The 25,030-nt window shown below is 57.6% G+C and carries 22 protein-coding genes; 13 read left to right on the plus strand and 9 right to left on the minus strand.

Going from position 1 to position 25,030, the window contains the following annotated elements:
• Positions 1-86: 86 nt before the first annotated feature.
• Positions 87-1,031, plus strand: a complete 945-nt coding sequence (locus tag HP15_RS16070; protein ID WP_041646386.1) for a ChaN family lipoprotein — start codon at positions 87-89, stop codon at positions 1,029-1,031.
• A 9-nt stretch (positions 1,032-1,040) separates the two neighbouring features.
• Here the strand turns inward: HP15_RS16070 and HP15_RS16075 are convergent, their stop codons facing one another.
• The gene (locus tag HP15_RS16075; RefSeq protein WP_014578448.1) at positions 1,041-1,574 is read right to left on the minus strand and encodes a macro domain-containing protein; all 534 of its coding nucleotides are present in this window, start codon (positions 1,572-1,574) and stop codon (positions 1,041-1,043) included.
• 116 nt (positions 1,575-1,690) lie between these two features.
• On the opposite strand from HP15_RS16075, the gene HP15_RS16080 reads away from it, so the two are divergent.
• The gene (locus HP15_RS16080) at positions 1,691-2,401 is read left to right on the plus strand and encodes an SIMPL domain-containing protein (protein WP_014578449.1); all 711 of its coding nucleotides are present in this window, start codon (positions 1,691-1,693) and stop codon (positions 2,399-2,401) included.
• Between the two features lie 9 nt (positions 2,402-2,410).
• On the opposite strand, the gene HP15_RS16085 is transcribed toward HP15_RS16080, so the two are convergent.
• A complete protein-coding gene (locus HP15_RS16085; RefSeq protein WP_041645662.1) occupies positions 2,411-3,478 on the minus strand; it encodes a beta-N-acetylglucosaminidase domain-containing protein in 1,068 nt (355 codons plus the stop codon).
• A 118-nt stretch (positions 3,479-3,596) separates the two neighbouring features.
• Between HP15_RS16085 and HP15_RS16090 the strand changes: the two genes are divergently transcribed.
• The 6 genes from HP15_RS16090 to HP15_RS16115 all read left to right on the plus strand — a co-directional run bounded on the left by HP15_RS16090 (position 3,597) and on the right by HP15_RS16115 (position 9,879).
• Entirely contained in the window at positions 3,597-4,055 is a 459-nt protein-coding gene (locus HP15_RS16090; protein ID WP_014578451.1) for a hypothetical protein, read from the plus strand.
• A 145-nt stretch (positions 4,056-4,200) separates the two neighbouring features.
• Positions 4,201-5,277, plus strand: a complete 1,077-nt coding sequence (locus HP15_RS16095; RefSeq protein ID WP_014578452.1) for a TRAP transporter substrate-binding protein — start codon at positions 4,201-4,203, stop codon at positions 5,275-5,277.
• Positions 5,278-5,379: 102 nt separating this feature from the next.
• Positions 5,380-5,925 carry a TRAP transporter small permease subunit gene (locus HP15_RS16100; protein WP_008173316.1) on the plus strand — a complete coding sequence of 182 codons (546 nt, stop codon included), beginning with the start codon at positions 5,380-5,382 and terminating at the stop codon, positions 5,923-5,925.
• The gene (locus HP15_RS16105) at positions 5,922-7,217 is read left to right on the plus strand and encodes a TRAP transporter large permease (protein ID WP_014578453.1); all 1,296 of its coding nucleotides are present in this window, start codon (positions 5,922-5,924) and stop codon (positions 7,215-7,217) included. The genes HP15_RS16100 and HP15_RS16105 overlap by 4 nt, the downstream gene beginning before the upstream one ends.
• 224 nt (positions 7,218-7,441) lie before the next feature.
• A complete protein-coding gene (locus HP15_RS16110) occupies positions 7,442-8,755 on the plus strand; it encodes an SAM-dependent methyltransferase (RefSeq protein WP_014578454.1) in 1,314 nt (437 codons plus the stop codon).
• The gene (locus HP15_RS16115) at positions 8,755-9,879 is read left to right on the plus strand and encodes an NAD(P)/FAD-dependent oxidoreductase (protein WP_014578455.1); all 1,125 of its coding nucleotides are present in this window, start codon (positions 8,755-8,757) and stop codon (positions 9,877-9,879) included. The genes HP15_RS16110 and HP15_RS16115 overlap by 1 nt, the downstream gene beginning before the upstream one ends.
• A 63-nt stretch (positions 9,880-9,942) precedes the next feature.
• Here HP15_RS16115 and HP15_RS16120 read toward each other — a convergent pair whose 3' ends face one another.
• Both HP15_RS16120 and HP15_RS16125 read right to left on the minus strand, forming a co-directional pair.
• Positions 9,943-11,667 carry a choice-of-anchor I family protein gene (locus tag HP15_RS16120; RefSeq protein WP_014578456.1) on the minus strand — a complete coding sequence of 575 codons (1,725 nt, stop codon included), beginning with the start codon at positions 11,665-11,667 and terminating at the stop codon, positions 9,943-9,945.
• 157 nt (positions 11,668-11,824) lie between these two features.
• A complete protein-coding gene (locus HP15_RS16125; RefSeq protein ID WP_014578457.1) occupies positions 11,825-12,298 on the minus strand; it encodes a Dps family protein in 474 nt (157 codons plus the stop codon).
• 229 nt (positions 12,299-12,527) lie between these two features.
• Between HP15_RS16125 and HP15_RS22005 the strand changes: the two genes are divergently transcribed.
• Positions 12,528-12,803 (plus strand): DUF2061 domain-containing protein, encoded by a 276-nt coding sequence (locus tag HP15_RS22005; protein ID WP_197476581.1) that lies wholly within the window; start codon positions 12,528-12,530, stop codon positions 12,801-12,803.
• Between the two features lie 18 nt (positions 12,804-12,821).
• Here the strand turns inward: HP15_RS22005 and HP15_RS16135 are convergent, their stop codons facing one another.
• Positions 12,822-14,264: a dihydrolipoyl dehydrogenase gene (locus HP15_RS16135; protein ID WP_014578459.1), complete on the minus strand. Its 1,443-nt coding sequence runs from the start codon at positions 14,262-14,264 to the stop codon at positions 12,822-12,824.
• Positions 14,265-14,437: 173 nt separating this feature from the next.
• Here HP15_RS16135 and HP15_RS16140 point away from each other — a divergent pair, with 173 nt between their 5' ends.
• A complete protein-coding gene (locus tag HP15_RS16140) occupies positions 14,438-15,109 on the plus strand; it encodes a LysE family translocator (protein ID WP_041645664.1) in 672 nt (223 codons plus the stop codon).
• Here the strand turns inward: HP15_RS16140 and HP15_RS16145 are convergent.
• Positions 15,054-16,106 carry a 3-deoxy-7-phosphoheptulonate synthase gene (locus tag HP15_RS16145; RefSeq protein ID WP_014578460.1) on the minus strand — a complete coding sequence of 351 codons (1,053 nt, stop codon included), beginning with the start codon at positions 16,104-16,106 and terminating at the stop codon, positions 15,054-15,056. The two genes, HP15_RS16140 and HP15_RS16145, sit on opposite strands and share 56 nt — an antisense overlap.
• 360 nt (positions 16,107-16,466) lie before the next feature.
• Here HP15_RS16145 and HP15_RS16150 point away from each other — a divergent pair, with 360 nt between their 5' ends.
• Positions 16,467-17,255, plus strand: a complete 789-nt coding sequence (locus tag HP15_RS16150) for a secretin N-terminal domain-containing protein (protein WP_008173336.1) — start codon at positions 16,467-16,469, stop codon at positions 17,253-17,255.
• 2 nt (positions 17,256-17,257) lie between these two features.
• On the opposite strand, the gene HP15_RS16155 is transcribed toward HP15_RS16150, so the two are convergent.
• Positions 17,258-17,764, minus strand: coding sequence for a J domain-containing protein (locus tag HP15_RS16155; RefSeq protein WP_014578463.1), 507 nt, complete (start codon positions 17,762-17,764; stop codon positions 17,258-17,260).
• Positions 17,765-17,990: 226 nt separating this feature from the next.
• On the opposite strand from HP15_RS16155, the gene HP15_RS16160 reads away from it, so the two are divergent.
• Together HP15_RS16160 and HP15_RS16165 are read left to right on the plus strand one after the other, a co-directional pair.
• Positions 17,991-19,091: an efflux RND transporter periplasmic adaptor subunit gene (locus tag HP15_RS16160; protein WP_008173339.1), complete on the plus strand. Its 1,101-nt coding sequence runs from the start codon at positions 17,991-17,993 to the stop codon at positions 19,089-19,091.
• Complete coding sequence (locus HP15_RS16165; RefSeq protein ID WP_014578464.1) at positions 19,091-22,180, plus strand: efflux RND transporter permease subunit; 3,090 nt, start codon at positions 19,091-19,093, stop codon at positions 22,178-22,180. The genes HP15_RS16160 and HP15_RS16165 overlap by 1 nt, the downstream gene beginning before the upstream one ends.
• A 64-nt stretch (positions 22,181-22,244) precedes the next feature.
• Here HP15_RS16165 and HP15_RS16170 read toward each other — a convergent pair whose 3' ends face one another.
• Together HP15_RS16170 and HP15_RS16175 are read right to left on the minus strand one after the other, a co-directional pair.
• The gene (locus HP15_RS16170) at positions 22,245-22,838 is read right to left on the minus strand and encodes an AraC family transcriptional regulator (protein ID WP_227497821.1); all 594 of its coding nucleotides are present in this window, start codon (positions 22,836-22,838) and stop codon (positions 22,245-22,247) included.
• A 462-nt stretch (positions 22,839-23,300) separates the two neighbouring features.
• Positions 23,301-24,989: a putative bifunctional diguanylate cyclase/phosphodiesterase gene (locus HP15_RS16175; RefSeq protein WP_041645667.1), complete on the minus strand. Its 1,689-nt coding sequence runs from the start codon at positions 24,987-24,989 to the stop codon at positions 23,301-23,303.
• Positions 24,990-25,030 lie beyond the last annotated feature (41 nt).

Genomic DNA, 25,030 nt, shown 5'->3' on the forward strand with positions numbered 1-25,030 from the left:
GGGTTCATTACGTAAGGACTATGATGAAACCTATCGCGCCAATCCTGCTGTTTGCCACTCTGTCTGCTATGAACGGATGCACTGCCATGCCTTCATTGAAAGCCCCCGACACACTGAATTCGGCACCGCGAACCCAGTACGATGCCAAGCTGGTAAACCCGGCAAACAAGACCGCGCTGACTCCGGAAGAACTGGCGCAGCAACTGGCCGACGTCGATGTTGTGGTTGTCGGGGAATACCACGGGCACCATGGCTCACACCTTCTGCAATCCCGGCTTCAGAGCGCCCTGTTTCGGCTGCGGCCGGAGCAGATTCTCAGCATGGAGCAGTTCAATCTGGATCATCAGGACGAGCTGAACCGTTATCTGCGGGGAGAGACGGGCGAAACCGAAATGATCGAAGACGCCGAAGCCTGGGATAATTACCGTGCCTCCTATCGGCCATTGGTGGAATTTGCACGCCGGCACGACCTTCCGGTGATCGCGTCCAATGCGCCGGCCGACGTGGTCCGCTGCGTTGGCCGCAAGGGCCCGGGCTATCTCGACCGTATTTCAGACACCTTGAGACAGAATTTACCCGCCACCCCCTTCATGGACACCTCGGAATACCGGGAAAAGTTCATGGCGGCCATCGGTGCCAGCCACCAGGCAGACGACACCATGAGCGAGCGGATGGACAACACCTACAAGGCCCAGTTGCTCAGGGACAACACCATGGCGACACGTATTCTTCAGGCGCGGACAGAGCACCCGGAGCACCAGGTACTGCACGTGACTGGCACCTTTCACAGTGAAAACGGCCTGGGCACCGTGGCACTTCTGAAACAGCGTGCGCCGGAAATCTCGGTTGCCGTCGTAAGCCCGGTGTTCTGGCCTTCGGAGGTCAACGAAGCGCCCCTGGATAATAATCGCGCCAAGGGTGATTTCATCTACTTTATCCAGCCTCTGCCCGACGAATTCCGGGATGCCCAGCGGGAACGCGAGGCGATGACAGCCCGCTTCCGCCGCTCGACCGACAAAAGCTGTGACTGAAACAGCCGGCTACCGGCCTGACAGGCCCGATTCCAACTCAAGAGCCTGTTCAAACACCTTCCGGTCCTCGTCGCTGAACAGCACAAACCGGACAAGGCGAACAGAGTTGAGCTCCGCCAGCGTGTCAGACACCGCCTTCATGGCCACTGCCGCCGCATCCTGCAGTGGATAGCCGAAAACCCCTGTGGAGATGGCGGGAAAAGCGATGGACCTCAGCTTATGCCGATCTGCCAGCAACAGGGCATTTCTGAAACACTCAGCCAGCAAACGGTCGGATGGCTCGTCGACCCCGTAAACGGGGCCCAGACAATGGATTACGTGCTGGTTTGGCAGCTCGTGAGCCGAGCTTATGACTGCCTGCCCCGGCCTGATCGGCGCCAGAGCCCGGCACTCCTCTGCCAGCCCCGGTCCGGCGGCGCCGTGTATGGCGCCTGCCACGCCACTCCCTGGCAAAAGTTCGGCGTTGGCGGCATTGACGATCACATCCATATCCTGCTGTTCAGCAATGTTTCCTCTGATGCACTCAACTTTCACAACCGTCATGTTTCCTTCCTTTTCGCATGGGGCGTGAAACGCTAATCTTGACCATGACCTCAGGATAGCAGCCAGACACCGGATGCTTTCAGGAACATTCCGGTGACGTAATACAGGGACACCCCATGAAACTTTTTGCCTCAGTGATTCTCGGCGTCAGTGCCATCATTTCTGCCGCCCTGATTGGCAATGGCCTGACCGATCTGCGCACCGGCGACCGCTACGTGACCGTTAAAGGCGTGGCTGAACGAGAAGTGAATGCCGATCTGGCCTTGTGGCCGATCCGCTTTGTCGCCACCGGTGCGTCCCTGAGTGAAGCCCAGGAAAGGGCCAGAAGCAGCCGGGACGCGATCATGGCGTTCCTCAAACTGCAGGCCATTGACCAGAATGCGGTCGAACTCCAGCGCCTGGATGTCACCGATACCCGGGCCAACCCTTACCAGGCCAACAACGGAGAGCAGAAGTTCATCATCAGCCAGACGCTGATGGTACGCAGTACTGACATCGACCGAATCCGGCAGGCAGCCCAGGGTGTCAGTGAACTGGTGGACTCCGGAGTGGTGCTGTCTTCGGACTACGGCCCGTCCGGCCCGACGTACGTGTTTAACGGGCTCAACGACATCAAGCCGGAGATGATTGCCGAGGCCACGGCATCGGCCCGGGAAGCTGCCGACCAGTTCGCCCAGGATGCAAAAGCGGAACTCGGGGGGCTGCGACGCGCCAATCAGGGCGTTTTCCAGATTCTGGCCCGGGATCAGGCGCCGGGCATTATGGAGCAGCAACAACCGGTAAAAACCGTCCGGGTAGTCTCAACCGTCGAATATTACCTTCGCTAGGCCAACCGCCTACTGCGTGGCCACCATCTCATCGGTCACCTGATATTCACCCGCCAGCCAGCGCAGAATCTCGTTGGCTGCAGGGTGGTCAAAGGCATCGTAGGTGTGCTGAAGGCTCTGGCGCTTTTCATCACTGATCCGGCCCAGGCCGGCGTCCTGCAGCACCAGTAAATCCGAATGCAGCTGCGCCGCCAACTCCCTGCCCAGCACCTCGCGGGCGACATGGCGGAATGCCTGGCCGTATTGATAGGAGGGTCCCAGGCGGTAGGACTCCGCCAGCGTGATAGCCGGGATGGCCGTCAGCGTTGGCTGCAGGGCCGGATTGATACCATGGCCGGCAAGGTGCGCCGCGTTGGCCGCCGGTCGCCCGGTGAAGGCTCGCAGGTGCAGATGTTGCGACATCCGGTCGCCGTCGTTGACCGGGTAGTTGTCCCAGAGCACCGGCTTGCGGCCAAGCAGGTCTCCGACACGTTTCAGATGGCCGGGTGACACTTCCCGGGAACACACTTCCTCTCCGGTCCAGAACACGTTCACCGAGTGGTCCAGCTTGCGCCCGAGCGTCTCCAGATAATCCGCCGGACGCTCCCCGAACACGCGGTCGAGAACCGGATCATCGGAATAATAGCTGGGACAGACACTCAGCTGTTTGATTGAAGTACGGTCACGGACCCAGTGCACAATGTCCGTCTGGGTACCGGCAAGGTCCGGAGTGTCTGACCGCATGTCATCGAACAGAATCGCCAGCTCATCTATCCCGATGCGCTCCAGCAGGGCGAGTTTTTCTGCCAGCGCCGCCCTGGCCTCGTCGTCAAACCGGTTGAACACCTCGAACGGACTCAGGCCGACACCAAAACGAACGCCTTCGCTACGGCAAAAGCGCGAGAAATCGGCCAGCTCCGCGGCCATCGCCGGCGGGTGCGGCTGCTGCCACTTCCGACGCAGAAAAACATCCGCCTTGGGGGCATAGAGATAAAATCCGTAACCATGGGGCGCCAGGGTGCGAACCAGTTGCCGCCGCTCCTGCCAGGTCCACATGGGGCCGTAAAATCCTTCAATGATGCCGAGTGTCGTTGCCATGGCCGATTTCCGCTCCGCTGGTTCCCGGGCCCGGTTCAGGTACCCTGTAACCTCCAAGTTTGACTAGACTTACCGGTAAAGCCAACTACAACCGAACTGCCCGACAAGGAGCAACTCAATGGAAATAAAAACGTTCGAGGATCTCATCGAATGGACGAGGCAACTGCACGCGCATCTTGCAAGGTGCCTGAAGGAGTCCGCCAAGCTCAACAACGACGAGCGAGCCAGCGCCCTCCTCGACTACGTTTCCAGCCACGAAACCATTCTCGAGAAAGCCGTACGGGAATTCGAGAAACAGGCTGATCCAAAGGCTCTCAATACCCGCATGTACGACTACCTGAACCACAAACCGATCAGGGCCAGTGCTGACTCCTACACGCACTACGCGTCAATGAGCTTTCAGGATATTGCCAGGGAAATCTTCCAGTTCCACGACCAGGTGATGGATCTCTACGATTCCCTGATTGGCAAGGCAGAGATTCCCGAGGCCAAGGCCTTGCTTGAGGATCTGCTTTCCCTCGAAGAGCACGAGGCCATGCGACTGTCGAGCCAGATCAGCCGCATGGAAGACATCTGATCCGCCGTACGACCAAGGTCGTACACCAAGCGGTTTTTGATTTCGTTTGTTAACGATAATTGCTAACGTGAACTAGCATTGAGAGTGGTTTTCCCCAAAAGGGGAGACGCTCGACCCACAAAAAAGATAAGAGGATAGAAGAGCAATGAAGATCCGTTCTGTTCTTTCCGCGGCTGTGCTGGCTGTGGCAACAACCTTTGCCTCCTCGCAGGCGCTCGCCCAAGACACCTTCACACTCCGCCTTGCAGAAACCTGGGGGCCAAACTTCCCGATTTTCGGTGACACCACCAAGCGCTTTGCCGAAACCGTCGAGAAAATGTCTGACGGACGCCTGAAAGTCCGCATCGATTCCGCCAACAAGCACAAAGCCCCGCTGGGCGTGTTTGATATGGTCAAGGCCGGTCAGTACGACATGGGCCACTCCGCATCCTACTACTGGAAAGGCAAGGTTCCCGAGACCCTGTTCTTCACCAGCATGCCATTCGGCATGATTGCCATGGAACAATACGCCTGGTTCTACCACGGCGGTGGCATGGAGCTGATGCAGGAGGTTTACGAGCCGCACAACATGCTGTCGTTCCCGGGTGGTAACACCGGTGTTCAGATGGGTGGCTGGTTCCGCAAGGAAATCAACTCCATTGACGACCTGAAGGGTCTGAAAATGCGCATCCCCGGCTTCGCCGGTGAAGTGTTCGCAGAAGTTGGCGTTAACCCGACTAACATCGCCCCGGGCGAGCTTTACACTGCCCTGGAACGCAACACCATTGATGCGGTTGAGTGGGTGGGTCCTGCCCTGGACTTGCGTCTCGGCTTCCAGCAGATCGCCGACTACTACTACACCGGCTGGCATGAGCCTGCGACCGAGCTCCAGTTCCTGGTGAACAAGCGGGTTTGGGACAAGCTGCCGGCGGACCTGCAGGAAATCATGCGCGTTGCCATGCGCACTGCTTCCTACGACATGCTGGTTCAATCACAGCACGCTAACGCTGAAGCCTGGGCCAACATCAAGGAAGAGTATCCGAACGTACAGATCAAACAGTTCCCGGATGACGTGTTCGACGCTATGTACGCTGCCAACGAAAAGCTGCTGGATGAAGCCGCCGAAGGTAGTGAAATGGCTGCGAAGATCATCGAATCCCAGCAGAACTACCTTGAGAAGAGCCGCGCCTACACAGACATTTCTGAGCGCGCCTACCTCAACACCATGGCCGAAGTCGAGTAAGATATAGGCTTTAACGGAGCCGGGATCGCTCTCTGAGTGATCCCGGTTTTGTCGTTTATAGCAACGGATAAAAGCGCCAGTCCGTCTGGCGGGGGATCATCAATGCGGTGGATTATCAAACTGGACGACGGGCTTGCCCGGCTGTCCATCTTCTGTGGCTGGGTTGCCTGTGTCGCGATGATACTGATGGCAGCCAACGTCTTTTACGACGTAGTGGCCCGATACGCTTTTAACAACGTTTCAATCGGCATGCAGGAAATGGAGTGGCACCTCTATTCTGTGGTGTTCCTGCTGGGTATTCCCTACGCATTGCGCACGGATGGTCATGTTCGGGTCGACGTTTTCTATACCAAATGGAGCAACAAGGCCAAGGCCTGGGTCAACCTTGTTGGCGCCTTCATTTTCGTCATTCCCTTCGCTTACCTGATCGGCATTTACGGCTACGATTTCGCCCTCGACTCTTACAGCATGGGTGAAGGTAGCGGTGATCCGGGCGGGCTGCCGCACCGCTGGATTATCAAATCCGTTATCCCTGTCAGTGCCGTCTTCATCGGTATTGCCGGCCTCAATATGGCGACTTACGCCGTACGAGTGATGGCGGGGGACAAGGAGTATGAAGGTGAACACAGCGGAGGAGGCCTCGCATGATCGGTATGATTATGTTCGGTGTGGCCCTTGTGATGCTGATGCTGGGCTTCCCGGTTGCATTCACCTTCGGTGGCGTTGCGCTGTTTTTCGGAATTTTCGCCGAGGGCATGGATCTCTTTGCCTTCATGCCCTATCGCATCATGAGCGTGATGCAGAACACCGTTCTGATGGCAGTACCGCTGTTTATCTTCATGGGCGTGGTGCTCCAACGCACCAGGCTTGCGGAACAACTGCTCACCTCCATGGGCCGTCTGTTCGGTGGCCTGCCCGGTGGCCTGGCTATCTCGACGATTCTGGTCGGTGCACTGCTGGCCGCCTCTACCGGTGTTGTAGGCGCCAGCGTGGTTGCCATGGGTCTGATCTCGCTGCCGGTCATGCTGGCGCATAAATACGACAAGAGACTGGCCACCGGTACCATCTGTGCGTCCGGCACCCTCGGTCAGATCGTGCCGCCATCCATCATCCTTATTATTCTGGGCGATGTCCTTGGCCTTCCGGTTGGGGATCTGTTCAAGGCCGCGGTCTGGCCCGGTGTTGTGTTGGTGGGGCTCTACATCATCTACATCCTGGTGCTGACCAGACTGAAACCTGAAACCGCGCCGGCCATGCCGGATGAGCCAGGCGTTTCCCGTAAAAAGGAAGTTTTCAATGCGCTGTTGGCGATCATCCCGCCGCTGGCACTGATTGTGGTGGTTCTGGGCTCGATCTTCACCGGCATTGCCACGCCAACCGAGTCATCCGCTCTGGGCGGCGTTGGCGCTGTGGTTCTGGCCATCATCTACCGCCAGTTTTCCTTCAAGATGGTATGGGATGCATCCAAGGATACGGTCAAGGTGACCGCCATGGTCTTCGCGATCCTGATCGGTGCAACAGCCTTCTCCATGGTGTTCAGCTACACCGGCGGCGACTATCTGCTGGAAGAGTGGCTGCTCCAGCTGCCCGGCGAGAAGTGGGGCTTCATCATTCTGGCCATGGTGGTCATTCTGGTACTGGGTTTCTTCATCGACTTCGTTGAAATCTCTTTCATCATCGTGCCGATCCTTGCCCCGGTGGCGGAAGCTATGGGCATCAACATGCTCTGGTTCGCCATCCTGATCGCCATGAACCTGCAAACGAGCTTCCTTACGCCACCGTTCGGGTTCTCGTTGTTCTACCTCAAAGGCGTCGCACCGCCGGGAGTGCGAACGACCGATATTTATAAAGGCGTACTGCCCTTCATCCTGATACAGATGTTCGTGCTGGCGCTGATTGTGATTTTCCCTGAATGGTTTGGTATGAGCTCCTCATACTGACCCGAATAATGCCGGGCCCCTGGGCCCGGCATTTTTTTATCCGCCTGTTTTCGCTCTTCGCTATCCTTCCAATAGTTTTCCTCTATTTTCAGCCAACCTGACAAAATCTCACTGTTTTCTATACTGAACGGACAACCGGCGATTCTCAGACTGGTATTCGGGAACCCTGGCGCGCGCATCGACAAAAACATTGATGTTGAGGTTATCAAGGGAGAGCGGAGTCCATGAACCAGAGCACTGCCCAGAAAACCCGTGACAACGGGCAAGAATCCAAAAGCCATGTTCTGACCCTGCCACTGGAAAATACCCACGTGGACCGGTCACCGCACACTTACGAGCGCTGGCTGATCGCGAAGCTCATGCGGATGGCGGGATCACCGCCGCTGCGCTTCCGGCTCTGGAACGGCGATGTGATCGAACCGGAGGGCCAACACGCGCAGTTCACCCTGCATCTGACCGACCCCAAAGCCCTGTATGCGCTGGTAACCAATCCCAACCTGGCGTTCGGAGACCTCTACAGCGCCGGTCGCCTGGAGGTGGAGGGCGACCTGCCGGACCTGATGGAAACCCTTTACCGGTCCGTTCACCAGGCGCGTCAGAAATGGCCGAAATGGCTGGAGGCCCTGTGGCGCAACCACAACCCCCGATCCACCGGCATCCCGGAAGCCAAGGAAAACATCCACCATCACTATGATCTGGGCAACGAGTTCTATCAGCTCTGGCTGGACAGCGCCGAAATGCAGTACACCTGCGCCTACTACGAGACGCCGGATCTGAGCCTTGAACAGGCCCAGCTAGCCAAACTCGAGCACGTTTGCCGCAAACTCCGGCTAAAGCCGGGCATGACGGTGGTCGAGGCCGGCTGCGGCTGGGGTGGCCTGGCCCGCTACATGGCCCGCAATTACGGCGTGAAGGTCCATTCCTACAACATCTCCAGGGAACAACTCGCATTTGCCCGAGAAGAAGCTCGCAAGCAGGAACTCGATCATCTGGTGGAGTATATCGAGGACGATTACCGGAACATCAGCGGGCAATACGACGCCTTCGTATCCATCGGCATGCTCGAACATGTGGGCAAGGAGAATTACGAGGCCCTGTCCGAGTTGATCAAACGCAGCCTCAAGCCTGACGGCATTGCCCTGCTGCATAGCATTGGCCGCAACCGCCCGATGTTGATGAACGCATGGATCGAGAAACGCATCTTCCCGGGTGCCTATCCGCCGAGCATCGGCGAATTCATGCAAATCTGTGAGCACGGCGATTTTTCAGTCCTGGACGTCGAGAACCTGCGCCTGCATTACGCCCAGACCCTGAGTCACTGGATGGAGCGCTTCAACCAGAACGAGGACAAGGTCACTGCCATGTACGACGGCCACTTCACCCGGGCCTGGCGCATGTATCTGGCCGGTTCCATCGCCGCCTTCCGGGCAGGTTCTCTGCAGCTGTTCCAGGTGGTCTTCAGCCATGGCGACAATAACCAACTTCCCCGGAACAGAAGGGATCTTTACGACTTTCCTGCGGCAGCCGAGGAGGCCTGATGGACTACTACGACCTGATCATCGTTGGGGCCGGCCCTGCCGGATCCACCCTGGCCAGCGCCCTCGAAAACAGCGGCAAAAAAGTGCTGATCATTGATAAACAGAACTTCCCCAGGGACAAAACCTGCGCAGGCTGGGTTACGCCTGCCGTGATGGAGACCCTGAACATTGACCCGGAGGAATACTCCCGCGGACGAACCCTGCAACCCATCCGGCGGTTTCGCATCGGGATGATGGGCCAGCCGGCCGTGGAGAACGATCACGGCGACGTAGTCAGCTATGGTATTCGCCGGTGTGAATTTGACGACTACCTGCTCAGCCGCGTCAACGCTCCGAAACAGCTGGCCACGCCGGTCAAATCCATCGTTCGTAAAGACGGCAACTGGGTCGTCAATGACACCTGGGAAGCGCCTCTTATTGTCGGTGCCGGCGGTCACTTCTGCCCGGTTGCGCGATTGTTGGGGGATGGCCCCGGTGGCCATGAAACCGTTGTGGCGGCCAAAGAGGTTGAATTTGAAATGACACCGGACCAGGCTTCAGCCTGCCTGGCCCGGGGCGATACGCCCGAACTCTGGTTCTGTCGGGACCTGAAGGGCTATGCCTGGGTGTTCCGTAAGGGCAATTTCCTGAATATTGGCCTGGGCCGGGAAGACAACCACAAGCTGACAGGGCATCTGGAAGCGTTTGTTGAGGAAATGAAATCCACCGGCCGGATTCCACAAGACCTGCCCGGACGTTTCAAGGGCCACGCCTATCTGCTCTACGCCCATGCCGACAGACCCCTGGTGGACGACGGTGTGATGCTGATTGGCGACGCCGCTGGCCTCGCCTACACCCAGAGTGGCGAGGGTATCCGGCCGGCGATCGAATCCGCCCTTCTGGCAGCCGATGTGATCGGCGAGGCCACCGACTACTCAGCCTCCTCCCTGCAGATTTACGGTGATGCCATTGCCGAACGCTTCGGCACTCGCGCCTCCGAGCCAGACCAGGGCTGGCAGGTTCCTGACTGGGTCAAGATGCCTCTGGCCAGCAGCCTGATGCGCTCCCACTGGTTTACCCGCAAGGTGGTTACAGAGAAGTGGTTCCTGCACCAGGAGGTGCCACCGTTGAAAGTTGCTGTCTGAGGCGAAAAGCAAAACCCGGGAGCACCTATCATGATGCTTCCGGGTTTCTTTCAGGGTCAGAACTCAGTTTGCAGTCAGTTCAATCACGTCGATGCTGTACAGCGTCGTGGTGCCGCTCACTTCGTTGCCAACCGCCAGCATTGGCTTACCGCTGGGGCTGTCATCCGCAGAAATGAACGCCAGGCCTTCCGGTCCAAGATCACCGGCCATACCCGCCTCCAGATCCGCCTGGGACACCGAAAAATCTCGATTATTCAGATATTGGACAAACTCCGGATTCTGGGGATTAGTAACGTTGTAGACCATGATGCCGCCAACTCGCTCCAATCCAATAAACGCGAAAGTCTGGCCATTGATTATGCCTACGGCCACCGCCTCCGGCTCAGGGCCCTTGTCGTCCGATCGATTGTCGAAGGAATTTTCGTCATTGTTGCCGTTGAAGTTGTCGGGGATCAGGCTAGCGGTGACTCGTTCGAATTCGCTGCCGCTGTCGAAAACACGCTGGCCGTCAGCGCTCCAGATACTGAATGAGCGTGCCCCATAGCTGTACAGGGTGTCGTATTCGCAGCTGTTTTCCACGTAGAACTTGACGTCGTCCACGTCCACATTGGTGTCACCGTTCAGGTCGCCGAGTTCAGCGGGCAGCTGTGATGGGTCGCAGCCGTTGCTGATGCCCATGGTGGAGGTGGTGTTGAGACGACCCAGGTTTTCGTCTTCCAACAGATTGGTTATGGCCGCCAGCTCACCGGCTGGGTTCAAGGTCAGGTCGCCCATGCGGAATTCTTCGGTCCAGCCATCGTAATCCCGCGAATCGCCCTCGTTGGCGGTGATGTAGTAGGTTTTACCGTTGTAGCCGTAGCTTGCGATGGCGTCGGGCATGTACATGCCTTTCACTGGCCAGTTGCGAATGTTGATACCGCTGTCACGGTTGCTGGCGTCCAGTTCGTTGCCGATGATGCCGTGGTCCTTGAAGCCAAGCGGCACGATGGCCGTGATTTCACCGGCAGCGATGTCCAGTTCGGCCACGGCGTTATTTTCCTGCAGGGCTACCCAGGCTTTGGTGTTGTCGATGGATACGGCTATGTATTCCGGCTCCATGTCCTGAGCCAGTGTGGCGCCTGGGCCGAAGACCCGCAGGCCCGCGGTTACCAGGTCCGCCTGGTCAGCATTGAAACCGGTGAAATCGGCGGTGGTCACGGTGGCAGACGCTACGCCGTTGGACAGATCAATAATGCTGACTGAGCCTTCAGGATCTACGCTATAGTCGTCACTCGGCTCGCCTTCGTTGGCAACCAGCACTTTCATGCCATCCCGCGTGAAGGTCACCATGTCGGGCAGCGCGCCAACCACAACTTCACCAACTTTGTTGAGGTCCGTGCTGTTGTAGAACACAACCTTGCCATTTGCCTGCTTGTTCTCGGCCTCAATGGCTACGGCGACAAGATCACCATAAACCGCGACGCTATTTGCAGCAGCACCCTCAGCTGTGGCGTCAATCGTGCTCAGTTTCACAGGCATCGCTGGATCATTGATGTCGAGCACATCGATCGTACTGGCGAGGGCATTCACTACGAATAGTCGCTGATTCGAGGGGTCGTGGGCGACAATCTCGGCAGCACTCTCGTCAAAAACCTCTCCTTCCGCCTGATAGGAGCCCACCACATTCAGCTCAATGAGCGTCTGACTGGTGCCAGGTGCACCGTCTGTGCCGTCGTCGCCGTCACAGCCGGCAAGGCCGAGAACTGTTGCCAGTATGGCGGTACCAAGGAGGGATTTACGCAGTTCCATATTCGCCTCGTCTTTTAAAGTGTGTTGGTTCACGACACACGTTATTGAGGCAAGGTGACATAACTGCGTCAGACAGAAGACAATCTGATGACAAACGCATTGCAGCGACAAAAAAATGGCGACCCCGCAGGGTCGCCATTCATTCAGCGCACTCGGCTCAGTGACCGAGGTAGCTGCGATACATCCACACCGTCTTCTCTTGCTGGGAGATATAGTCGCTCATCAGGGCAACGGTACCCTCGTCGTCCGCTTCACCGGCCAGACTGAGCAGTGTCCGCTGTTTGCCGATCAGCTTGGCAAAACTTTCAACGATGTTGTCCATCGCTTCCTTGCCGTCGGAAACATCTTTTCGCTCAGGCACTTCCGAACGCTCTATGTAGGTACTGTAGGCATGGGCCGGACGATGGCCGAGCGTGAGAACCCGCTCTGCGATCTCGTCGATCTTGAGTAGCAGATCGTCGTAGAGCTCCTCGAACTTTACATGCAGCTCAAAGAAGTTGTCGCCTTTGATGTTCCAGTGGTAGCCGCGAACATTCATATAAAAGATCTGATAGTTGGACAGCAGATCATTCAGGGAATCAGCAAGCTTTGCCGTTTTCTCGGTATCAAGACCAATGAAATTCTTACCCATAACGCTTCTCCTTCGCGGTTATATAACAGGTTTATATATGAATATACGCCTGATCGGCGGTCGTCAGGAAGTTTAGTTTGCTAATCTCGATGATAGGAGCGATGCATGACCCTATAGAAGAAGAAATTAAGATAGCTCTAACCTATCAATCATCTCAATACATTTCATTTAACAATCATTCTCACCCGGCGTCTAATGATCACATTAAAGAACGACACCGGAGACAATCATGAGCGCGTTAAAACTATTCGTACACAACCATGGCACGAATGGCGACCAGTCGCTGATAAAGACGGTAACGTTCGCCCTCACCCATTTTACCGTCGCTTTTACCGTAGCTTACCTGCTCACTGGTGACCTGCTCATCGGAAGCCTCATAGCCATGGTGGAACCGGCAATCAACACGGTTGCCTATTTCTTCCACGAAAAGATCTGGGCGCGGCGCCAGCGAAATACAAGGGTCCCAGAGGGAACGCTGAGCAAGGCGAGGCCTCATATCTGTTGATTCCTGCTAAGGGCCGACTCAGACACCCGGCCCGCAATCGGTGCAACCCTCCTCTGGCGCCGGTCCGATGCTGAGGTTGCGGTTCAGGTCCTTGAGCGCGGTCCTCAGGCCTTCTTCGATAACCGGATGATAAAACGGCATTTCCAGCATCTCGGTGACGGTCAGCCTTCGCTGGGCAGACCATGCGAGCAGGTGGGCAATATGCTCCGCGGCCGGGCCAAACATCTCTGCGCCCATGAACAGGCCGCTTCCATGTTCTCCATAAAGTCTGAGTAGGCCGCGGTTCTTGCCGATAACCCGACTGCGACCCTGATCCTCGAAGGACACCTCTCCAACGGCGAAACAGCCGCGGCAGCGCTCATCAACCTGGTGAATCGTCAGCCCCACCGTCGCAATCTGCGGATCGGTGAAGACCACGGCCAACGGCGTGCGGCGAAGCCCGGTTCGCACATCCGGGTATGACCCAGCGTTGTCGCCCGCGATCCGGCCCTCGTCGGCTGCCTCATGCAACAGCGGCAGACTGTTATTGGCATCGCCTGCGATAAATATGTGGCTCTGGCCACAGCGCAGGGTATGGGGATCAAACAGGGGCGTTCCCTTTTTATCCAGCTCAATACCGGCGTTCTGGATATCCAGCCCGTCGACGTTGGGACGACGCCCGGTAGCCGCCAGCAGGTAATCGAAGGTTTCCGTCTTTGCACCTGCGTTGCCATTCTCAAAGGTAATGGCAACGCCGTCTTCAACACGTTCAACCTTCTTTACATCCGAATCCGGATCCAGAGGAAATTCTTCGTTAAACGTTTTCAGCGCGTAATTCCGGATGGTTTCATCCTGGATAGGACCAACCGAACCGCCAACCCCGAACATACGGACACGCACGCCCAGCCTGCTCAGGGCCTGGCCCAACTCCAGACCAATCACCCCCGGGCCAAAGACTGCCACCGAATCGGGAAGATCCTGCCATTCGAAGATATCGTCGTTTACAACCAGCCGATCCTTGGCATCTTTCAGAAACCCGGGAACATTGGGTCGGGAGCCTGTGGCGATGATGATACGCCCCGCCTCAACCTCGGCATTGCCGTCGACGACCAGACGATTCGGGCTGGCAAACCGGGCGTGGCCTTCAATGCGGTGCGCATCCGGAAACTTCTCGACCGAATCAATCACCGAAGCAACAAAGCGGTCCCGTTCGCTTCGCACCCTTTCCATCACCCGCTTTCCGTCGATCCTGATATCCCCGGCAGACACGCCGAAAAGCTCACCAAGCTGCATCTGATAAGCGTTGTCGGCGGCCGCGATCAACAACTTGCTCGGCATACACCCGACTCTGGCGCAGGTGGTTCCATAATGGCCGCCTTCGATCAGCACAACCTTGGCGGTTACTTTGCGCACGCGCTGGTAAGCAACCATACCGGCGGTTCCAGCTCCGATAATGGCAACGTCTACGGTTCGCTTTTCCATACAAGGGTCTCCTGACAGGCATTCCCGGAATCGGGAACAGGGAAGATTGGGACGGCAGTGCCCCCAGTATAGAAGCCGTGACAAGTTTCACCCACACGATGAAAAACGCACCGATTCCGCCTATGCTGTCAGACTTTTCAGGCAACGGACGTCTCAACGGAGGAATTGGGAAGATGCAGAGTTACTGGCCGGAATTTCTGACGGTAGCCTTTGTCCACCTGCTGGCCGTGGCCAGTCCCGGGCCGGACTTTGCCGTGATGCTCAGACAGGCTCTGTGCCAGACCCGGCGAAACGCGCTGCTAAGCGCCATTGGTATCGGCGGGGGCATTCTGGTGCATGTCTGTTATTCCCTACTTGGCATTGGCCTGCTGATCCAGCAATCGATCATGCTCTTCAATGTTCTCAAGGTGCTGGGGGCACTTTACCTTGCCTGGATTGCTGTCCAGTGCCTGCGGGCAAGGGCCAACGGCATTCATGTGGAACAGGATCCGACGGGTGGACAGTCCGGTATTGCAGCCCTGCGATTGGGCTTTCTGACCAACGCGTTGAACCCCAAGGCAACGCTGTTCTTTGTGTCCCTTTTCTCTGTTGTGATCAGCCCAGGCACACCCATTGTGCTCCAGGCCGGCTATGGCATTTACATGGCCCTGGCCACGGCACTCTGGTTCGCCATGGTTGCCATTTTCTTTACCCTGCCCCGCGTCCGCCGCGGGTTTAACCGGTTCGGGCACTGGCTCGACCGGCTGATGGGCGGCGTTCTCCTGTTGCTGGCCGGACAGCTACTGCTGTCTACAGTGAGCGGATCAGAGCCTCCGTCTGCGCCCATCCAAGACACGGATCGGTGATCGAACAGCCGTAGCGCAGATCTTCGCCGTCGTCCTGACGCCCCGGCTCCAGGAAGCTTTCCAGCATCAGACCCCGGATATGGTGGTTACCGGCGCGGCGCTGCGCCATCACGTCCTGGGCAATATCCAGCTGTCGTTCTGACTGCTTGCAGGCGTTGTCGTGACTGCAGTCCACCATGACGGCTGTGGACAATCCCGCCTCTGCCAGGGCGCCCACGGCCTGCTCAATGCTGGCCGCATCGTAATTGGTGATACCGCGGCCACCGCGCAACACCAGATGGGTGTCGGGGTTGCCCCGGGTGGTAATCATCACCGGCGCGCCTGTTGCCGAAACCCCAAGATGATGATGGGGATGGGACGCCGACTTCATGGCATTGGTAGCGACAGCGATACCACCATCGGTGCCATTCTTGAAGCCGGTCGGCATGGGTAGCCCACTGACTATCTCCCGATGCACCTGCGACTCGGTAGTTCGGGCACCAATAGCCGTCCAGCTCACCAGATCCCCAAGGTAATCCATGGCGAACGGGCTCAGGGCTTCGGTGGCCAGTGGCAGCCCCATGGCAGCCAGATTCAGGAGCAGGCGGCGGGAGCGACGCAGCCCCTCATGCAGATCGCCTGCACCCGTGCGCTCGGGGTCGTACAACAGCCCTTTCCAACCCACCGTGGTCCGAGGCTTTTCCAGGTAGGCCCTCATAACGATAAGGAAGCGATCACTGACTTCATCCGCCAGGGCTTTCAGCTTTTCCCCGTATTCGAGTGCGGCCACCTCATCGTGGATGGAGCAGGGCCCCATGACGATCAGCGTTCTCGTGTCGCTGCCCTGCAGAATCCGCCGGATTGCCTGCCGGTGTTCATCGACCTGCCGGACAATGTCGTCGCTGGCCGGCATCTGAAGTTTGAGCTCCGCCGGCGTTGGCAGAACCACTTCTTCCCGGTGGGTGGCCGGTGATCCGACTACCTGGTGTGTCAGTTCAGTGTTCAAGGACATATTCATGTCAGTGCTTCCGTTTCCCTGCGTCAGAATCAAAAAAGCCCCGGCTGGTGGGCTACCAGTCGGGGCTTTTCGAGTCCGGTGGCAGCCTGGGTTTTCTGCCGGGCTGCCTTCCTCGTTATTCGTTCGATGAAGATCCTATGGGCGGCCCCGGCTCTGGCTAAAATAAAAGCCATAACCAAACCACCAGAAAAACACAGCAGCGACTGCAGCCGCCGGCTTGGCGCCGAAAGCTTGCAAAACATTCAATTGACAGGTCGCGTGTGTCGTCTTCATGCTTTTCAATATATACCCACGGTTTTCACCTTGGCAACCCGCATGCCGGAGTTTTTTCACCACCGACATCAGGGTTGGGAGCAATCAATGGTCTATTTTGTCCGACGATATCCTCTGCAGCTGGCCCTGGCGTTCTTGCTCGGGCTGATCTCCAGCCAGGTTCTGGCCCAGGCCGAGTCCCGCACCTACCAGCTCAACAACAGGCCGGGCGACGATGTGGCGGTGCAGATCCGCGAGCTCTATCAGGGCTCGCCGGTAACCGTGACTGCAAGGGGGCAACAACTGGTGGTGCGCGGCGAACCGCCCTTGCTGGAGGAAATCGGACGGCTTGTCGAAACGCTGGATGTAGCGCCAGTCCAGGTTCGGATCACCGTTCGCTCCAGAACCGACAGCGGCGGCAAGCGCTCAGGTGCAGGCATCTCCGCGTCCAACGGTCAGGCAGGAATATCCGCAGAGCGTCGCGTTACCAGTACCGGCAGCGCTCAGGAACGATCAGTGATCATGCAGGATGGCCAGTCGGCGCACATCACCTCGGGCCAGGTCCGGACAATCCCCGTCGCTGTTCGTGGTGGCCGAAATCCTGCTGCCTTTCTACAGCAGGTCGAAACGCGCAGTGGCTTTCTGGTCAGCCCCCAGGTTATTTCTGATCAGGCGGTCGAACTGAGCATTGTTTCCTTCGAGGAAGAGCCGGCAAACCTGAACGGCTACGAAACGGAGGCGGTGGTCACCATCCGGCGTGTGGAGCCGGGACAGTGGGTAACATTGGGAAGCACCGCAACCCGATCAACCCAGGAGCGCAGTGGCATTACCTATCAGGTGAACAGCAGTCGGTCCGAGAACCGGAGTTTTGAAGTGCGGGTCGACGTTCTGCCCTGATATCAGGCGTGGCGCTTGCCCAGCAGGACCTGCTTGGCTTCGTTCAGCTTGGCCGCCAGGTAGTCGTTCCCGCCGCGATCCGGGTGCAGTTTCTGCATGAGCCGGCGGTGGGCCATCACGATGTCCTCCTCGGCACAACCGGCTTTCACGCCGAGGATATCGCAGGCTTCGCGCTCTGACATCTGGCCGACCAGATCAGCGCCCGGACCAACGTGATCGTTCCCCTGCGCATGCCCGTCTTCCCGCTGTTTCGACCCCATGAACCGGTTGATTTCAGGGGCAAACTTCAACAAGGCGGGGAGTTTGCGCAACAGCGGAATAACGGCCGCCACCGCCGCTGTCAGCACATGGATCCGGCCCGTTAGCACCATAAACACCAGCAGTGCGCCGCCCACGACCAGGATAACTTTCCAGGTGGCCGCCTTCTTCTTTTCGGCGGACAACGCACCCCATTGTTTCAGAATCACAAACACGGCGGCTGCCAACGCGATTCCCAGAATCCACTGCATTGTTGATCCTCACCCTGAATACCGTCGTAATTCTGTCACTGTCGCCTGTTACATTACCAGTGCCCTGCGCGGAAAAGCTCCCGCCAAGAAAACGACCATGATATCTGTCAAATCTGACCAACCCGAAGTCTAGATAGAAATACTTACAACCCGGTGACATTAGCGACCCTGTTTTGTAGGATGCTATGCTTCCCAAAATCTGACACAGATCCTCAGGACCCGAATCATGCGCACTGCTTCCCGCTTTCTGATCGTCATTATATTTCTCGGCGTAGTGCTCGGAGGCATCTTCGGCTACAAATTCTACCAGTTTGGCCAGATGCAAGAGCAGATGTCCCAGCCCCAACCGCCGGCGCAGATTTCCGCCGTTGAGGCTCAGAACGAAGCCTGGACACCCGCCATAAAGGCCGTGGGCAGTGTTGAAGCCATTAACGGCATCCGGGTGGCCAATGAGGTACCCGGTGTGATTGAGGCCATCAATTTCGAATCCGGCGACGTGGTCAAACAGGGCGATGTATTGATCCGCATCGACGCCGCCATTGATGAGGCTGCCCTTCGCACTCGCCGTGCCGAGGCGCAACTGGCCGAGCAGGAATTCAAACGGGTATCCGACCTGTTACCCAAGCGCGCAGTGTCGCAGTCCCAATACGATGAAGCCAAGGCCAATTTCGACGCCGCCCGTGCGCGGGTCAATGAAGCCGAGGCCCAGTTGAGCAAGAAAATCATCCGCGCGCCCTTCGATGGCACGCTCGGCATCCGGATGGTCGACCAGGGCGAATACATTGCCACCGGCACCCCAATTGTCGAGATCAACATGCTGGATCCGATTTATGTCGACTATACCCTCTCCGAGAAAAACCTGCCGAACGTAGCAACAGGCTACCCGGTGGTCGCCACCGTCGCAGCTGTTCCGGAGCAGGATTTCGAGGGTTCCGTCAGCGCAATCAACACCTCGGTTAACCCGGAGACCCGGACTGTCCGAGTCCGCGCCACGCTGTCTAACCCGGACAACCTCCTGCGCCCGGGCATGTTTGCCACCGTGTTGACGCAGCAACCGGAAGACAACGAGGTAGTCACGGTGCCGCGCACCGCCATCTCCTACAACACTTACGGCGACTTTGTGTTTGTCGTTGAAGAGAATGACGACGGGAATCTGGTGGTTAATCGTCGCACGGTAACCACCGGCGAAACCCGCAACACCCGCGTAGCCGTTCTGTCCGGGCTGGAAGCCGGTGAAACCGTTGTAGAGAAGGGGTTGCTGCGCCTGCGCGCAGGTCAGAAAGTTGCCATTCAGGACGAAGAGCAGAAGCAGGGGGCGTCTGAGTAATGCGCTTCACCGACATTTTTATCCACCGTCCCGTGCTGGCGACGGTGGTCAGCCTGCTGATACTGCTCCTGGGCGCCCGCGCGGCCATGGAAATGGAAATTCGGCAGTACCCTGAGCTTGAAAGCACCACGGTGACCGTGACAACGGCCTACCCCGGTGCCAGCTCCGACCTGATCAAAGGCTTCATTACCACGCCGCTGCAGCAGGCCATTGCCGAGGCGAGTGGCATTGACTATCTCACATCCACAAGCTCGCAGGGCACTTCCACCATTGAAGCCAAAATGGTGCTGAACTATGACGCCAACGCAGCCCTTGCTGAAATCCAGGCGAAGGTGGCGAGCCAGCGCAACGTGCTGCCGGCGGAGGCCCAGGACCCGGTCATCACCTCCACCACCGGTGACTCAACCGCCCTGATGTATATCGCCTTCTACAGTAACGAGCTGGCGGTGCCCGAGATCACCGACTACCTGACCCGCGTTGTCCAGCCCCGACTGCAGGCGCTTTCCGGTGTCGGCAAGGCCGAACTGCTGGGACGTAAATTTGCCCTTCGGGTTTGGCTGGATCCGGAGCGCCTGGCGGCCGTCGACATGACACCGCAGGAGGTAGTCGCAAAGCTCCGCGCCAACAACTATCAGGCTGCCGTAGGTAACACCAAGGGCACCTACACCGAAATCAGCATGACCAGCGACACCGACGTCGCTGATCCGGATGCGTTCCGCAACCTGGTCGTCAAACAGTCCGAAGGCACCCAGATCCGACTGCAGGACATCGCCCGAGTCGAACTGGGCTCGGAGACCTACGATCAACTGGCTCTTTACAAGGGACAGCCTGCCACTTACGTGGCGATTGAACTGGCCCCCGGAGCCAACCCGCTGACCGTCGCCGGCCTGGTGAAGGGCGAGCTGCCGGACATCGAAAGCCAACTACCTTCGGGCCTGGATGTTCGCCTGGCTTACGACGCCTCAGACTTTATCGAAGATTCCATCAACGAGGTTATCCAGACACTGCTGGAAGCCATGATCATCGTTCTGGTGGTGGTGTTCCTCTGCCTCGGCTCGGTTCGGGCTTCGATTGTTCCGTCGGTTGCGGTGCCGCTGTCACTGATTGGCGGCGCCTTCATCATGTTGATGTTCGGTTTCTCGCTGAACCTGCTTACCCTGCTGTCGATGGTTCTCGCCATCGGTCTCGTTGTGGATGACGCCATTATCATGGTAGAGAACGTTCACCGGCACATTGAGCAGGGAGAATCCCGTTTTGACGCCGCAATCAATGGTGCGCGGGAAATGGCGGTTCCCATCATTGCCATGACCACCACCCTGGTGGCGGTGTACGCCCCGATCGGCTTCATGGGCGGGCTTGTTGGCTCCCTGTTTACGGAGTTCGCCTTCACGCTGGCCGGTACCGTGGTTATTTCCGGCATTGTTGCCCTGACGCTTTCTCCGATGCTGTCGGGCAAGGTTCTCAAACCCCACGGCAACCCGGGTAAATTCGAAAACCTGGTAGAGAAAACGTTCAACGGCCTCGCCGCCACCTACAAGTCGGCCCTGAGCTCACTGATGCAAACCAAGTCGGTCGTGGTTTTCTTCGCCGTCGTGGTGCTGGGCTCAATCTATTTCATGGTCTCCATGAGCCAGAACGAGCTGGCTCCCACCGAGGACCAGGGCATTCTGTTCTATCAGGGCCTTGGCCCACAGACGTCGACACTGGATTACCTGCTGGAGCACGGCGATGAAATCCAGGAGCGTATGTCGACGGTTCCGGGCTACAACGAAGACTTCATGATCATCGGGATCACCGGCCCAAATGCCGTATTCGGTGGTTTCAAGATGGCGCCCTGGAGCGAGCGGGAAATCAGCCAGTTTGAGGCCCAGCCCAAACTTGATGCCGAGCTCAAAAACGTCACCGGGCTGCAAACCGCAGTCTTCCCGCGCCCCTCACTGCCGGGCTCCGGCGGCGGTTTGCCGTTCCAGTTCGTAATCACCACCGGCAACAACTATGAACAGCTCGACCAGGTGGCTGACGAACTGCTCGGCAAAGCCATGGGCAGCGGTAACTTCATGTTCCTGCAGAAGTCCATCAACTTTGATCGTCCGATCACGCGTATCAACGTTGATCGGGACCGGGTGGCGGACCTGGGTCTGTCCATGCAGGACGTCGGCCAGAGCCTGTCGAGCATGCTCGGAGGCGGCTACATCAACCGGTTCAGCATGGAGGGCCGTTCCTACCAGGTCATTCCGCAGGTAGATCAGCAGTTCCGGCTGGACGCCCAGGCACTCAATGAGTACTACATTCGGGCAGACAACGGCGAACTGGTGCCGCTGGGCAGCGTCGTCAGCTTCACCCAGGACGTTGAGCCGTCCAACCGGACCCAGTTCAACCAGCAGAACTCGCTGACCCTTCAGGGTGTGGTTATGCCCGGGGTAGCCGCCGGTACTGCCATGGACTTCATGGAGCAGACCGCCGCCGAAGTGTTCCCGCAGGGTTACACCTACGACTACACCGGCCAGACACGACAGTTGGCCACCCAGGGCAGCGCATTGATGGTGACCTTCTTCCTGTCGCTGCTGGTCATCTACCTGGTTCTGGCAGCCCAGTTCGAAAGCTGGCGGGACCCGTTCATCATCCTGGTTTCGGTGCCCATGTCGGTAGCCGGGGCAATGGCGTTCATCGTGCTCGGGTTTGCCACCATGAACATCTATACCCAGGTGGGTCTGATCACGCTGATCGGGGTGGTGTCCAAGAACGGTATCCTGATTGTCGAGTTCGCCAACCAGTTGCAGAAGGAGCGTGGGCTTAACAAAGTGGATGCGGTCATCGAGGCTGCCGCCATTCGTCTGCGGCCAATCATCATGACATCACTGGCGCTGATCTTTGCCATGGTGCCTCTGCTGATTGCCATCGGCCCGGGTGCAGAGAGCCGCTTTGCCATCGGCCTGACCATCAGCGCAGGTCTTGGTATCGGCACCCTGTTCACTATCTTTGTCTTACCGGCGTTCTATATCCTGTTGGGCCGTGATCATCACGGCTCAGCCTCCGAGGAATACGGTAACGGCTCCGGACCTGAGGAAAAGTCAGCTCCGGCCCACTGATAGGAAGCAAGGTATCAGGCCCGGCCACGGCAACGTGCGCCGGGCCTTTTTTTGCGTGAGACAATCACGTCTCTACAAGTTCCTCCGCGGACGCAACGCTGCGTCGCAGCAGGTTACGGCGCCATTGGACGGTTTCGCTGGGCAGCTCCCCAAAATGCTCACGGTACATGGCGGCAAATCGGCCAAGGTGGGAAAACCCCTCATCCGCGGCGTACCAGGAGATGTGTGGCACCTCACACTGACAGTCAACCAACCGCTCCCGAACCCGGGTCAAACGAGCCCTCTGATAGAACCGATAAGGCGTAATACCCGTTTCCCGCTTCATCAGGTAGTAGAGATTCCGCTCGCTGACCCCGGCGTAACTTGCCAGTTCCTTGAGGTCGAACTCCCAGGCAGGATCCTGCATGATTTTTTCGACCACTCGCTGCAAACGGCGGTCAAGGTTGCGTTCCGAACACACAGCTGCCTTCCGGGGTGTCCAGGGCGTCGCCAACGTATCGAAAAAGCGGTTCGTCAACTGCCTGGCCTGTTCATCTCCCCGAACAAATGGCAAACGTTCCAGGTAACAGTCAATTATTGCTTCAAGAACGGTAAGACATTGATCAGATGATTGCGCGATCCAGTCACCCAGAGCACCAACATCTGGCCTCAGGATCATAACCTTTGTTCCAGGTGCCAGACGAAGTTCGAACCTGTCTTGTGGAACAAGTACAAGCAGTCGGTCCAGAGGCCGCCAGAGGCCTCCCCGAATGGCGATTTCCGGCACCCCTTCCCGGGGTAACAACAGGACAGATTCGGTTGAACGAAAACCCGACACGTCTATCCCTTTGCTGGCTTTGAGCGAAATAACCCGACCGCGCGCACTATCAAGAGCAGAGAGAGAACCAATACTGCCGCCGCCCGAATGCGGGCGGCATTTTATATCGTCGCAGCCAGACAGCACGCGGAGAGCGGTGATCCACTCCTCAAATGAGGCGTTATTCAGCCTCAAATACGCGTCCAGATCCGGTTTTGGAGATGTCTTTCTCATTTGAGCCCTGAAACAAAATATTGGGCTACTTCTATAGGAGGCAACACTTTCCCACTAGCCATATCTTGCAAAACCCTGTGAATTTTAGGGTTATTTGCTCTTCTCTTGACTGTGGTCAATCAGATTGGCGCTCCATACTCTCCAGGGAGCCGGCCGCGCCATCAAATATCCCTGTCCTCTCTGGCATTTCAATTCTCTCAGTTTTGCGTGCTGCTCGGCGTTCTCGATTCCCTCAGCAACCACCTCCAGTTCAAGGGCATCGGCAATTGCCAAAATCGCGGAGACGATGCGTGAATCTCGCGATTCCCCACCCAATCTTTGAGTAAACTGACGATCAATTTTCAGCACCTGAACTGGCAACGTGTGAAGGTAGGCAAGCGAAGAGTATCCTGTGCCAAAATCATCAATTGCGACGACAACCCCCTGCTCACAGAATTCCGCCAGTCTGTCGAGACATTGACGTGAAAGATTCATCAAATGGGTTTCGGTAATCTCGATTTCAGGGCGCCACCCCACTGCTCGAATTCTCTCGAACAGTGGGTTCAAGAGGGCTTCAAGACGGGAATCCGTGATCTGCCGGGCCGAAATATTGAGAGCAAGCCGCAGACCACGGAGAAATGAGGCGGGGAATTCGGAGAGATCCGACTCAATGCAACGGACCAAATGCTCTGTGAGCTCGTGGATATGGCCTCGTTGTTCGGCGATCGGCACAAAATCAGCGGGTGACACGGCACCGAATTCGGGGTGGGTCCAGCGTAGAAGTGCCTCCAGCCCGGCCATCTTGCCGGTATCGAGGTGGTACTGTGGCTGGTAAACAACCGTGAACTCCTCCGGTGCCGTTTTCAGTGAAACAATTAACGCCTCGGATAGCAGCTCGGCCTGCCGACCCTGTTCGGTGTCGATCGCATCGTAAATCCGGAAACAGGCCCGCCCCGCAAGCTTTGCTGCGTACATGGCCCGATCCGCGTTCTGCAGAAGCTCGGATGCCTGACTGCCATGGTCCGGATAGACGGCGGCGCCAACAGATGACGACAAAAAATACTCGCGATGATCGACAATCACTGGCGCCCTGAAGCTCTGAACCATCCGCTGACACACGCTCTCAAGGTCATCATCATTCCGCAGCTCGATAATAGCGGCGAATTCGTCACCCGACAGGCGGGCCACGACATCCCCGCGGCGCAGCACACTCTGGATACATAGAGCTGCCTGCTGCAAAACCCGGTCACCACAATCATGTCCATGCAAATCGTTTACGGACTTGAAGAAATCCAGGTCGATATAGAGCACCGCAAACGCCTGACCGTCCTTTACCCTCTGTGAGACACGCGCCTTGAGGAACTCCTGAAACAGCGCGCGATTGGGCAGCTCGGTCAACGGGTCGTAATAGGCCAGCGAGGCGAGGCGCTCATCGTCAGCCGTCATATCACCGACATCCATGAAAACGCCGGCGTAAAACCGATGGTTTTCATGCTCAACCGGATAGATCATCAACCACTGTGGATAGGTCTCGCCGTTCTTGCGCCGATTCCAGACCAGTCCCTCCCAGCGCCCCTTATGACCAATGGCCCTCCACATGGATTGATAGAACTCGCGGGAGTGAAATCCCGAGCTGAGCACAGAAGGGGGTTGGCCAAGCACCTCGTCCGACCGGTAGCCGGTGACTGAACGGAATTTCTCGTTCACGTAAAGAATCCTTGGCTCCCTGGTTGCCAGCATGATGGCTTTTGGGTGGTTGTCGACGAGAGCCCTGAAATCTTGTTGTTGTAATGCCTGCATGCACTGCTCACTCCTTTTTAGCAGCCCCTGAATCATGTCCG

The sequence above is a fragment of the Marinobacter adhaerens HP15 genome (assembly GCF_000166295.1).
GTDB classification, from domain to species: domain Bacteria; phylum Pseudomonadota; class Gammaproteobacteria; order Pseudomonadales; family Oleiphilaceae; genus Marinobacter; species Marinobacter adhaerens.